Origin of the sequence: Rhodoferax sp., from assembly GCF_039922535.1 — a bacterium.
Lineage (GTDB): Bacteria > Pseudomonadota > Gammaproteobacteria > Burkholderiales > Burkholderiaceae_C > Rhodoferax_B.
In genome coordinates this window covers 1-11,644 of the sequence record NZ_JBDTEM010000046.1, presented here as the reverse complement: position 1 = coordinate 11,644, position 11,644 = coordinate 1, and the positions used below count along the sequence as shown (strand labels likewise).

The window sequence follows — 11,644 nt, the reverse complement described above, 5'->3', positions numbered from 1 at the left end:
CTGGCCCGCCAGTCGAAAGAGCCGCCGGAAATCCTGCGCCAGCGCGTCACCTCCAAAGGCGGCACCACCCACGCAGCGATTACCTCGATGGAGCAGGACGGCATCAAGAACATCATCATGCGTGCCGTGCATGCGGCCAAGCACCGGGCACGCGAACTGGGCGACGAGTTCGGCGATTAGCTATTGAACACCCCCAGTCTGCAGCGCTGCGCGTCTTTCGCCACCCCCCTTGCAGGGGGCAACACCTGCAGCCTGGCGGAGCCAGCTCTGCGGTGTTCTGGAAGGGGTGTTTGTTGGGGCGGTTTATGCCTTTTAGGCCGCTAGCGCATATAGAACCTGCGGGTGCAGCTATTTAATACATAGCACCCGCTCGGGCACGCGGGATTTGGCGGAATGCTTAACCTTGGATATTTGCCCAGCCTTCTCGCTCGCAAACCAATCTACAAACCAATTTCAGGAGATTCCGATGGCCGATGGATACCGCAGCGCCCTTTTTATCCCGCAGATTTTGCGGTCTACATTACGTTGAACCGTGCGATACCGCGTTACTTCCATTACCGACCAAGAGGTTGGACACCGGGTGAACGATGTCTGCGTCAAACTGGAAGATTGGCTAAATGCCATGCTGTCTGATGAAGACTTTGGTGGGAAGTTGGATCAGATCACGGTGTTTGTCGTATCGGTGGACGACGACATTGTGACGAACGAGAAATGGGCTACGCCGCGAAGCCGACTTGGTGGCTTCACGAATCCATTTAGCGGGGAGAAGGTCCGGGATCTTTCGTTTGGCGTCGCAATTCTTCCGGTGAAAATTGCTGCATCGGACTCCAAGGGCGTGCTGCATTTAGTGTGTGCCGCTTTGAGCGCCAAGGTCATGGAGCGTCCGAGGCGTGTGCCGAAGAGCTTTGACTACGAGCTATGGGCAAAGTCTGCTTGTGCTGCGCTGAATGCCTGTGTAACGGATTAACAGGTGTGTCTACCGGACCACCTTCACCGTTAGGCCGCCTTCACGTTAAGACAGCTTTCTCCGCATCGGTTTGACAGTGAAGTTAGCGCCTATCTTTCGAGCCTGGCGACGTGGTCGATGGTGCTTGCTTGAATGCAACAAACATCTGTCACTACAAACCCATTGCTACATAAAAAATAGGCTGCTAGCGCAGGTACTACCTGCGCTAGCAGCCTATTTCATTCAAACCTCAGAAAACGGACTCAAGCCGCCTTGCGGAGTTGCTGGTGCGGGTCGATCACAAACTTCTTCGGCACCCCGGCATCGAACTCGGCATAGCCGCTCGGCGCTTCGTCCAGGGTGATGACTTGCACACCCACGATGTCGGCGATGTGGATGCGGTCCCACAAAATCGCCTGCATCAGTGCACGGTTGTACTTCATCACCGGGGTTTGGCCAGTGTGGAAACTGTGCGATTTGGCCCAGCCCAGGCCGAAGCGCAGGCTCAGTGCACCGCTCTTGGCGGCTTTGTCGACGCCACCTGGATCGTCCGTCACGTACAGGCCGGGGATACCGATCTTGCCCGCAGCACGGGTGATTTCCATCAGCGAATTCAGCACCGTGGCGGGGGCTTCGCCCTGCGAACCGGCGTGTCCGTGGCCGCGGGCTTCAAAACCTACCGCGTCGATGGCACTATCGACCTCGGGCGTGCCCAGGATGGCGGCGATCTGGTCGGCCAGGCTCACGTCTTGCGACAAGTCCACCGTCTCAAAACCGACCTTGCGCGCATGCTCCAGGCGCACCGGGTTCACGTCGCCCACGATGACCACGGCAGCACCCAGCAGGCGCGCCGAGGCGGCTGCCGCCAAGCCGACCGGGCCCGCACCGGCCACGTACACCGTGCTGCCGGGGCCTACACCGGCGGTCACCGCGCCGTGGTAGCCGGTGGGCAGGATGTCAGACAGGCAGGTCAGGTCGCGGATTTTTTCCATCGCGCGGTCGCGGTCGGGGAATTTCAGCAGGTTGAAGTCGGCGTAAGGCACCATCACAAACTCGGCCTGACCGCCGATCCAGCCGCCCATGTCCACATAGCCGTAGGCACCGCCTGCGCGCGAGGGGTTGACGTTCAGGCACACGCCGGTGTGTTGCTCCTTGCAGGTGCGGCAGCGACCACAGGCTACATTGAAGGGCACGGAGACGATGTCGCCCTTTTTGAGGGTCTCTACATCGCGACCTAGTTCCACAATTTCACCCGTGATTTCATGGCCCAGCACCAGGCCGGACTGGGCGGTGGTGCGGCCCCGCACCATGTGCTGGTCGGAGCCGCAGATATTGGTGGTCAGCACCCGCAGAATCACGCCGTGCTCTGCCGCCTGGCCCAGCGGGTTGACCAGCTTGGGGAACGGGATGGATTGCACCTCGACCTGGCCTTGGCCTACGTATACGACACCTCGGTTGCTTGACATGGGCTTGTCTCCTTGTTTGGCATTGAAATTTTTAGGACTTCCGCAGCGCCCCCAATTGAAGGCCTGCAAACCAGTATCTTGGAACAGTATCGACGCGCCACTGGCCAAATTGCGACACCGTACGGTATTTGAGGGCCGGGTGCGGGTAAGCACTTAGAGCCCATTCCAGGATGTCGGGGGTGTAGGGCACCGGGCTTTACAAGGGCTTTGCCCCGGTGCCATCCCTGTGTGCAAGAGCTTATGTAAAGTAGCTACTGGCTTTTTTACCAGCGCCCTGCTTCTCCACTCCATGCCCAAGAACAAAACTCTGCGTTACGCCCTATTGGCTCTGGCCCTGCTGGTGCTGGCCGTCGCCATCAAACTGCTGTTCTTCCCGGCACCCAAAAAACCCGACTTTGTGACCGCCACCGCCGCCCTGGTCGACCTGGAGCAGGCGGTGCTGGCAACCGGCACCTTGCAAGCCTTCAAGCAGGTGAGCGTGGGCGCACAGGCCTCAGGGCAGATCAAATCCCTGAAAGTGGCGCTGGGCGACACGGTCAAAAAAGGCCAGTTGGTGGCCGAAATCGACTCGCTCACCCAGCAAAACAACCTGCGCACGGCAGAGGCCGCGCTGGCCAATGTGCAGGCGCAGTTACTGGTACAAAAAGCCACCCTCAAACAGGCCGAGCTGAGCTACCAGCGGGAAAAAACCCTGCTGGCGGCCGATGCCAGTGCCCGCGCCACCTTTGAAGCCGCCGATGCCGCCCTGCAAACCGCCCGCGCCCAGGTCGGTGCGGCGCAGTCGCAAATCACCCAGGCCCAGATTGCCGTCAGCACCGCGCGGCTGAACCTGGGCTACACGCAGATTTTGGCTCCCATCGACGGCGTGGTGGTGGCCCTGGTGGCCCAAGAAGGCCAGACGGTCAACGCCAACCAGAGCACGCCCACCATCCTCAAGCTGGCGCGGCTGGACACCATTACCGTGAAGGCGCAAATTTCCGAGGCCGACGTGGTGCGGGTGAAGCCGGGCCAGAAGGTCTACTTCACCATCCTCGGCGCACCCGACAAACGCTACACCACCACCCTGCGCACGGTGGAGCCCGCGCCCGACTCCATCCTGACCGATACCACCACCGCCACGACCACCACCAGTGCCAGCGCCATTTATTACAACGGCCTGCTGGACGTGCCCAATCCCGAGGGCCTGCTGCGGATTTCGATGACGGCGCAGGTCAACATCGTGCTCAGCGAAGCAAAGCAGGTGCTGAGCATCCCCTCGGCCGCCCTGGGCGACCGCGACCGCGACCGCGAAGGCCGCAGCACCGTGCGGGTGGTAGACAACACCGGCCAGGCCGTGCCACGCAGCGTCAAGGTGGGCCTAAACAACAACGTCAATGCCCAAATTCTGGACGGCCTGGCCGTGGGCGACCGCGTGGTGGTGGGAGAAGCTGCGGCTGACGGTACGCCGGGCAGCACCCGCATGCGCCGCCCTCCAGGAATGTGAGCATGGACACCCCACACGCCAGCCCGCTGCTGGAGTTGACCGCCCTGCGGCGCGAGTTTCCAGCGGGTGAAGAAACCATTGCCGTCCTGAAAGACGTCAACCTGCAGATCCGTGCGGGCGAGATGATTGCCATCGTCGGCGCCTCCGGCTCGGGCAAGTCCACGCTGATGAACATTTTGGGCTGCCTGGACCGGCCCACCACCGGCTCCTACCGCGTGGCCGGCCGCGAGACCGGCCAACTGGACCCGGACGCACTGGCCGAGCTGCGGCGCGAACACTTTGGCTTCATCTTCCAGCGCTACCACCTGCTGGGCGACCTGAGCGCACTGGGCAATGTGGAAGTGCCCGCCATCTACGCAGGCAAAGACAGCGCCGCCCGGCACGAGCGCGCCGCCGCCCTGCTGGGCCGCCTGGGCATGGCCGACCGCATGCGCCACAAGCCCGGCCAGCTGTCTGGCGGCCAGCAGCAGCGGGTGAGCATTGCGCGCGCGCTGATGAACGGCGGCAGCGTGATCCTGGCCGACGAACCCACAGGCGCGCTGGACACGCACAGCGGCGCCGAGGTGATGAAGATCCTGCAAGAGCTGCACGCCGAGGGCCACACCATCATCCTGGTGACGCACGACATGCAGGTGGCCGAACACGCCCAGCGCATTATCGAGATCAGCGACGGCGAGATCATTGCCGACCGCCAAACCCAAACACCCCACGCCGCCCCCACCTTGGCCGCGCCCCCCGCAGGCGAATCAGGCTGGGCGGCGGCCTGGGGCCGGTTCACCGAGGCCTTCCGCATGGCGGTGCTGGCCCTGCGCGCGCACCCGCTGCGCAGCTTTTTGACCATGCTGGGCATCATCATCGGTATTGCCTCGGTGGTGTCGGTGGTGGCGCTGGGCGAGGGCTCGCGCCTGCAGGTGCTGAAGAACATCAGCTCCATCGGTACCAATACCATCGAGATTTTTTCGGGCACCGGCTTTGGCGACCAGCGTGCGGGCAAGGTGCGCACCCTGGTGCCTGCAGATGCCGACGCGCTGGCCCAGCAGGTGTACGTGGACAGCGTGACCCCCACCGCATCCAGCGCGGCCACGCTGCGCTTTGGCAACGTGGCGGTGACCGGCAACATCAACGGCGTGGGCGAGCAGTACTTCCGCGTCAAGGGCGTGAAGCTGGCCCAGGGGCGCTTTTTCAACGCCGCCAGCATCGCCAACCTGGCGCAAGAGGTGGTGATCGACGACAACAGCCGCAAACAGCTGTTTCCCACCAACCCCAACCCGGTGGGCCAGGTGGTGCTGCTGGGCAGCGTGCCGTTTCGGGTAGTGGGCGTGGCGCAAAAAAGCGAGTCCGGCTTTGGCAATGCCGAGGCGCTGAACGTCTACATCCCCTACACCGCCGCCATGCGCCGGGTGCTGGGCCAGGGCTACCTGCGGTCCATCACCGTGCGGGTCAGCGACGCTGCCTCGTCCAAGGCCGCCGAGGCCGGTGTCAACCAGTTGCTCAAGCAGCGCCACGGCACGGTGGACTTTTATGTGCTCAACACCGACACCATCCGTCAGACCATCGAAAGCACCACCCAGGTGCTGACGCTGCTGATCTCGGCCATAGCGCTGATCTCGCTGGTGGTGGGTGGCATCGGGGTGATGAACATCATGCTGGTGTCGGTGACCGAACGCACCGGAGAAATCGGTGTGCGCATGGCCGTGGGCGCGCGCCAAAGCGACATCCGCCAGCAGTTTTTGATCGAAGCCGTACTGGTCTGCCTGCTGGGCGGGCTGCTGGGCATTGCCTTGTCGCTGGCCATTGGCTGGGGCTTCAGCCTACTGGGCACCAGCTTCCAGATGGTCTATTCCACCAGCTCGATGGTGGCGGCCTTTGCCTGCTCCACCCTGATCGGCGTGGTGTTCGGCTTCTTGCCCGCCCGCAATGCGGCCCAGCTCAACCCGGTAGAGGCCTTGGCCCGCGAGTAATCCCCATGCTGACTTTCAAACCCCTCCTGCTCTGCTCTCTGCTGCTCACCGGGTGCGCCAGCCTGCAAACCCCGTACTCCGCTCCCGTGACCCAGGTGCCCACCCAGTGGCAGTACGCCAACGGCGTGGCCACTGCCAGTATTTCCAGCACCGATGCCTGGTGGAAGAGCTTTAACGACCCGGTGCTCAACCAGTTGATAGACCAAGCCCTGCTGCGCAACAACAACCTGGCGGCCGCCACCATCAAAGTGCGCCAGGCCCAGTTGCAGGCCGGTCTGGCCGAGAACCGGCCCAGCTTCAGCGGCAGCCTCAGCACCGGAGCCAGCCGCACGCTGAACAGCCCATCCACTACCGCCCGCAGCAGCGGCACCAGCCTGGGTGCCAGCTACGAAGTGGACCTTTGGAACAAGCTGGGCAGCCAGCGCGACGTAGCCCTGTGGGAAGCCCGCGCCACCGAACAAGACCGCGCTGCCACCGCCCTGGCCCTGGTCGCCACCACGGCGCAGCTGTACTGGCAACTGGGCTACCTGAACCAGCGTTTGGCCGCCAGCCTGCAAAGCATCGCCACCGCCGAGAAAACCCTGCAACTGGTCCAAGCCCAAGCCAGCGCCGGTGCCGTAGGCGGGCTGGAGCTGGCCGAAGCCCGGCAAAGCCTGCTCAGCCTGCAAGCCAACCACACCACTCTGCTGCAACAGGCCGTAGCCGCCAACACCGCCCTGGCCCTGCTGTTCGATGCGCAGCCCGTTCCCGCAGCGCCGCAAACCTTGCCCACCAGCGCCCTGCCCGAGGTGGCCGCAGGCCTGCCTGCCGAGCTGCTGGGCCGCCGCCCCGACCTGCGCGCCGCCGAACTGCGCCTGCGCGAAAGCTACGCGAACATCACGGCCACCCGCGCCAGCTACTACCCGGCCCTGACACTGACGGGCGCGCTCGGCACCTCCAGCACCTCGCTGACCAACATCCTGCAAAACCCGGTCGCCAGCCTGGGCCTGGGCTTGAGCCTGCCGTTTTTGAACCAAAAGGTGATGGGCCTGAACGTCCAGATCGCCCAGGCCCAAAGCGATCAGGCCATCATCAACTTCCGCCAGACCCTGTACACCGCGCTGGGCGATGTGGACAACGCCTTATCGGCCCGCCAGCAGTACCGCGCGCAAGCCGTGTTGCTGGAGCAGGTGCTGCAAGCCGCCGTCCAGGCCGAGCGCCTGTACGAAGTGCGCTACCGCGCCGGCTCGGTGGCCCTGAAACCCTGGCTGGACGCCCAGGAAAGCCGCCGCAGCGCCGAAATCTCGCTGGCCGAGAACCGGCTGAACCAGTTCAACAACTACGTCACCCTGGTGCAGGCACTGGGTGGAAACTCTGTGCCCTGAACAGGTTTTTGAGCTTATTTGGAAAAAACAAATACAAAAGCTTACATATGTGGTGACAGACCCGGTCCGGGCAGTGGCGGGCCATTCCCGGCATAGTTGTCTACTCTTTTAGGCCCATCGCCGCGTTAACCGATGGTGCCCGAGGCGCCGGCCTGCCACCACAGCGGCAGGTTCGGCATTGCAAGTAGCTCCACTTAAGAGATCCATGACCATGAACACACCGCCAAATACCGTCGCTGCGACACGTCTACACCCCATGATCCTGCTGGCCTGCGGCGCCATCGTGCTGGTTTGTGCCCTGGGCGCAGCAGCCATGATGGGTTGGCTGCCTTCGTCCAGCGCGCGCAACACCGACGCCAGCACTACCGCGGTCACCACGCCTGTGCCTGAACCCGTCGTGACCGCGCCAGTCCGCGCCGTCGCGCCACCCGTCAAGCATCTGGCATCGAACGAAACGCAAAACCAAAACGCCCCTGTAGCACCCATCTGCAGCAATTGCGGCGTGGTGGAATCGGCCCGCGAAATCACCACCGCCGCCAAAGGTAGCGGTGTCGGCGCGGTCGGTGGCGCGGTCGTCGGTGGCGTACTGGGTCACCAGGTCGGTGGTGGCCGCGGCAAGGATTTGATGACGGTGCTGGGCGCTGTCGGCGGTGCCGTAGCCGGCAACCACATCGAAGGCCAGGTCAAGGCCACCCATAGCTACGAGATCGTGGTGCGCCTGGATGACGGTAGCACCCGCACCGTGCACCAGGCCGATCCAGCCGGTGTAAACCCCGGCGACCGGGTGAAGATCGTCAACGGCGTTGTGCGCTTGAACAGCTGACCGCCACCCCCCGCGGCCGCACCGCACGCGGCAGGTATTTCAACCGCTGCTGCACAAGGTACAGCTTCACGCCAAATGAAAGTCCACCGGCTTCAACGGCGGAGGAATATCCGTATCCTCCAGTGCTTCACGCAGATTGATTTCCAGACTGCGGCAGATCGCCTCCAGCGGCAGGTCGTTGGCCTCCAGACCGAAGGGTTCTTCGATCTCGTCGCCTAGCGCGTCCAGGGCGAAAAATGTGTAGGTGACGATGGCCACCACCAGCGGGGTCATGAAGCCGATGGAATCCACCAGGCCGAAGGGCAATAAGAAGCAGTACAGGTAGGCGGTGCGGTGCAGCAGCAACGTGTACGAAAAGGGAATCGGCGTGCTCTTGATGCGTTCACAGGCTGCACCCGCGCCAGCGATGGCCGACACGGTGGCGTCGATGGAGGCAGCCAGGCAAGGGTCGATGCGGCCTTCTTGCAAGCACTGCTGCAGGTCCAGGCCCATGCGCAACATCAAGAAGTCCGGCGGGTTTGACGAGCTACCCATTTTTTGCCATTCGGCGGGCAGCAAAAAGTGCCGCGTGTCGTCCGCCGCCTGGCTGCCGCGCAGAAAGTGGCGCAGGGCGTGTGCGTAGGCAATAGCGCGGTAGACCATGCGCACGCGCAGGTCGTCCAGACCGTGGCTGGCGCGCGCGGGCTGCGGGTAGGCCAACAGACTGTTGCACTGGCGCGCAAGGTTGCGTGCGCGCAGCAAAATTTCACCCCAGAGCTTGCGGCCTTCCCAGTAGCGCTCGTAGGCGGCGGTGTTGCGAAATCCCAAAAAGATCGCAATCGGCAGGCCGATCAGCGTGAAGGGGATGGTGGTCAGCGTGATCTTCAACGCGAACAGGTCGCCGTGGTTCAGAGTGACCACGATGGCGATCAAGGTGTTGACCAACAGTGCAGGCAGGATGCGCGGCAGCACTGAGCCCCGCAGCAACAGGAACAGGCGTATGCCCGAAGGGCGGTCTCTGACGATCATGGGCGGCGGCCCGAGGCGGGGAAGTGGGAATGCATGTTCCCGAGTTTATGGCCGCTGCGTGAAGGGCCTTACGTGTTAAGGGCCGGGGGGTGGAATCTGAGCGGGGTTTGGGGCTTAACGTAAAAGTGTCCGGCGCTGCGCGGCTCTATCGCGCAGCGTCCGTGTTGACTGTAATGTTTAGCTCTCGATCCATGTGCTAGGAACGGGTAGCGGGCTTATTAGACCTAGCGCGGCACGTGGCCTTGCTGGGGCGAGGAGCGTTGGCAGCAGACCACTTGCAGCACAAATTATGGCGACCACTTCTTGTGCCACCTCTTCGACTGTGTTTGACCGAACCTCAAAGTCTGGAAGGTCGTGTGCGACCAAGCGAATTGCATTTCCGACAGCGTGGCAATGACGCCATATTCCTTTGGCACCCTCAAATGGCAGAATTTCTGGGAACAATACACCGACGTCAACAGTAAAGGACCAAGGCTCTTCGCCGGAATTCCAGCGAGAACCCTCAAGCAAATAGCGTTCGACATAGTTTTCTCGTTCTCGGCTAAACATCTGCCCCTTCTTGGAGAAGCCAAGAGGTTTGAGTTTCGCGTATGCATGCTTGAGGACTTCAGTGCCAAGGCTACGAACTGACATAGACAGCTAACAATCAGCGTTTATCTGCCGCGTCAGGTTTCTGTTTCTGATAGAAATTCATCAACTATCTTGAAAAATAGATCCGGCTCTTCAATCTGTGGAACGTGGCCAGAGTGTTCCATTTCCACAAACTTTGAATTGGCAATACCTTCTGCACACATTCGCCCTTCACCCGGTGGGTTTAGGCCGTCATGCTTGCCGCTTACAACCAGGCTTTTCGCGGTGACCCTTTTTAATTGAGGTCGAAAATCAAAACCTTCTAGCGCTGTGTTTGCGGCTTCCATTTCAATGGGAGTCAATGAACTTTTTAAGAAATCAGGATACTTCTTCATTGCCTCGTGATTGTTAAAAACAAGACCATTGAGAAAGTCCGACTTCCCTTTGTCGTCGAGTTTGGCAAATGCATCAGCGTGCTGAGTCATTAACCGTTTTAGTGATGAAGTGAGTCCATTGGACTTTGTTACAACCAAAATGAGCTTTTCTATTCGCTCGGGCGTATCCAATGCAACAGCTTGGGCAATATAGCTACCCATTGAACAACCGAGTAGGCTAAATTTTTCAATGCCGAGAAAATCGACTAGTCCAAGTGCGTCGCTTACATGGTCTTTCAATGTATAGCTCCTGGGCTTTCCTGAATTCCCGTGCCCCCGACAGTCATAGGCGATTACTTTATTCTTTCTGGACAACTTCTCAAGAAAGCCTTCCGCTTCCCACTGTGATGCGTTCAACCCGATTCCATGTATGAGTAACAACGGGAAACCCGTACCTCTAACAGAGTAACTAATATCTATTCCGTTGATATTTGCTGTCGCCATGCTTAATTTCTCCTCTAGTCAGCAAACCTCAATGTAGACCGCAAAAACTGCGGGATAAAAATTTCGCTGCGGGATATATCAGTCATTGAGATCTCCTGAAAATGGCTTGAAGACTGGCCTTCCAGCGAGGGGCCGATTCGGAATCCTGGCATAAAAATACTACAAACACCGCAGTGCCATGGCAGGCATGTTAGCCGCCGGGTACACTCCCCGGCCGGGGATGGTGGTTACTCCAAGCTCATCCAAAGGCTCAAGCCAAATCGCCCTCCAGCACAGGTAGTACCTGCGCCAACGGCTACAACAAGCATAGCAACTCGACAGCGGATCTACTTCGGCCACAGCACCCACAGCTTCAACGGCTGCTTGAGCCGCCCGGCCAAATCGCCCGCTTCAGGGCCCCAACCGGCGAAATAGTCGGCCCGCACGGCGCCCGTAATGGCGCTGCCGGTGTCTTGGGCGAAGACCAGCTTTTGCAGCGGCGCCCAGGGGCCGGGCGAGGCCAGCCAGACCGGAGTGCCGTAGGGAATGCTGGCGGGATCGACAGCAATCGACCGGCCGGGTGTCAGCGGCACACCTTGCGCACCCCGGGGGCCAAAGGCCGCATCAAACTCCGACAACACTTCTTCGCGGAAGAACACGGTCCGCGGGTTGCTCCACAGCAGCTCGTTCACGCGCTGCGGGTTTTGCAGAATCCAGGCCTTGATGCCGGGCCAGGTGGCATCGCGGATCAGCCCCTGGTCCAGCAGCCAGCGGCCCACGCTTTTGTAGGGCTGGTCGTTGGTGCCCGCGTAGGCCAGGCGCACCAGGCGCACGCTGCCGTCGGGCTCGGTGATGCGCAAGCGCCCCGAGCCCTGGATTTGCAGCACCAGCGCGTCCACCGGGTCGGACAGCCAGGCAATCGCGCGCCCGGCCAGCTGGGCCTTGGCCTCGGGCAGGGTTTCCATTTCTTGCCGGGTGTACCAGGGCTTGCGCTGGCCCAGGGTGGCCGGGGGGCGGTACAGCGGCACGGCCGAGGCGCTGGTGGGGTTGCGGGTGCCTTCCAGCAGCGGCTCGTAGTAGCTGGTCAGCAGGCCGTCGGAGGTACCCTGCAGCGGCTCCACCTTGTAGGGCTGCAGGCGTGCCACCATCCAGGCGCGCTGCTCGTC

The 11,644-nt window shown here is 61.6% G+C and carries 10 protein-coding genes; 6 read left to right on the top strand and 4 right to left on the bottom strand.

Translation table 11 applies throughout. The annotated features are described in order from the left end of the window. Window positions 1-180: pyrroline-5-carboxylate reductase dimerization domain-containing protein (locus tag ABI213_RS01700; protein ID WP_348025857.1), on the top strand; the 180-nt coding region annotated here is incomplete at its 5' end. Window positions 181-580: 400 nt separating this feature from the next. After that, window positions 581-967 carry a hypothetical protein gene (locus ABI213_RS01695; RefSeq protein WP_348014598.1) on the top strand — a complete coding sequence of 129 codons (387 nt, stop codon included), beginning with the start codon at window positions 581-583 and terminating at the stop codon, window positions 965-967. A gap of 242 nt (window positions 968-1,209) precedes the next feature. Here ABI213_RS01695 and fdhA read toward each other — a convergent pair whose 3' ends face one another. Beyond that, window positions 1,210-2,412 carry a formaldehyde dehydrogenase, glutathione-independent gene (gene fdhA / locus ABI213_RS01690; protein ID WP_348014599.1) on the bottom strand — a complete coding sequence of 401 codons (1,203 nt, stop codon included), beginning with the start codon at window positions 2,410-2,412 and terminating at the stop codon, window positions 1,210-1,212. Between the two features lie 289 nt (window positions 2,413-2,701). On the opposite strand from fdhA, the gene ABI213_RS01685 reads away from it, so the two are divergent. The 4 genes from ABI213_RS01685 (at window position 2,702) to ABI213_RS01670 (ending at window position 8,043) form a co-directional block, all read left to right on the top strand. Next, the gene (locus tag ABI213_RS01685; RefSeq protein ID WP_348007748.1) at window positions 2,702-3,895 is read left to right on the top strand and encodes an efflux RND transporter periplasmic adaptor subunit; all 1,194 of its coding nucleotides are present in this window, start codon (window positions 2,702-2,704) and stop codon (window positions 3,893-3,895) included. A gap of 2 nt (window positions 3,896-3,897) precedes the next feature. Next, window positions 3,898-5,856: a MacB family efflux pump subunit gene (locus ABI213_RS01680; RefSeq protein WP_348007747.1), complete on the top strand. Its 1,959-nt coding sequence runs from the start codon at window positions 3,898-3,900 to the stop codon at window positions 5,854-5,856. Between the two features lie 5 nt (window positions 5,857-5,861). Further along, window positions 5,862-7,220, top strand: coding sequence for an efflux transporter outer membrane subunit (locus ABI213_RS01675; RefSeq protein ID WP_348007746.1), 1,359 nt, complete (start codon window positions 5,862-5,864; stop codon window positions 7,218-7,220). Between the two features lie 211 nt (window positions 7,221-7,431). After that, entirely contained in the window at window positions 7,432-8,043 is a 612-nt protein-coding gene (locus ABI213_RS01670; protein WP_348007745.1) for a glycine zipper 2TM domain-containing protein, read from the top strand. 66 nt (window positions 8,044-8,109) lie between these two features. Here the strand turns inward: ABI213_RS01670 and ABI213_RS01665 are convergent, their stop codons facing one another. The 3 genes from ABI213_RS01665 to ABI213_RS01655 all read right to left on the bottom strand — a co-directional run. Then, a complete protein-coding gene (locus ABI213_RS01665) occupies window positions 8,110-9,051 on the bottom strand; it encodes a bestrophin family ion channel (RefSeq protein WP_348007744.1) in 942 nt (313 codons plus the stop codon). Window positions 9,052-9,716: 665 nt separating this feature from the next. Then, complete coding sequence (locus ABI213_RS01660; protein ID WP_348007743.1) at window positions 9,717-10,499, bottom strand: alpha/beta hydrolase; 783 nt, start codon at window positions 10,497-10,499, stop codon at window positions 9,717-9,719. Between the two features lie 326 nt (window positions 10,500-10,825). Next, window positions 10,826-11,644, bottom strand: an 819-nt coding sequence (locus ABI213_RS01655; protein ID WP_348025855.1) for an MltA domain-containing protein, incomplete at its 5' end; no start/stop codon positions are given.

Excerpts from the sequence above, each read along its gene's own strand:
- fdhA (WP_348014599.1), bottom strand. The coding sequence starts at position 2,412 with ATGTCAAGCAACCGAGGTGTCGTATACGTAGGCCAAGGCCAGGTCGAG.
- ABI213_RS01685 (WP_348007748.1), top strand. The coding sequence starts at position 2,702 with ATGCCCAAGAACAAAACTCTGCGTTACGCCCTATTGGCTCTGGCCCTG.
- ABI213_RS01680 (WP_348007747.1), top strand. The coding sequence starts at position 3,898 with ATGGACACCCCACACGCCAGCCCGCTGCTGGAGTTGACCGCCCTGCGG.
- ABI213_RS01675 (WP_348007746.1), top strand. The coding sequence starts at position 5,862 with ATGCTGACTTTCAAACCCCTCCTGCTCTGCTCTCTGCTGCTCACCGGG.
- ABI213_RS01670 (WP_348007745.1), top strand. The coding sequence starts at position 7,432 with ATGAACACACCGCCAAATACCGTCGCTGCGACACGTCTACACCCCATG.
- ABI213_RS01665 (WP_348007744.1), bottom strand. The coding sequence starts at position 9,051 with ATGATCGTCAGAGACCGCCCTTCGGGCATACGCCTGTTCCTGTTGCTG.
- ABI213_RS01660 (WP_348007743.1), bottom strand. The coding sequence starts at position 10,499 with ATGGCGACAGCAAATATCAACGGAATAGATATTAGTTACTCTGTTAGA.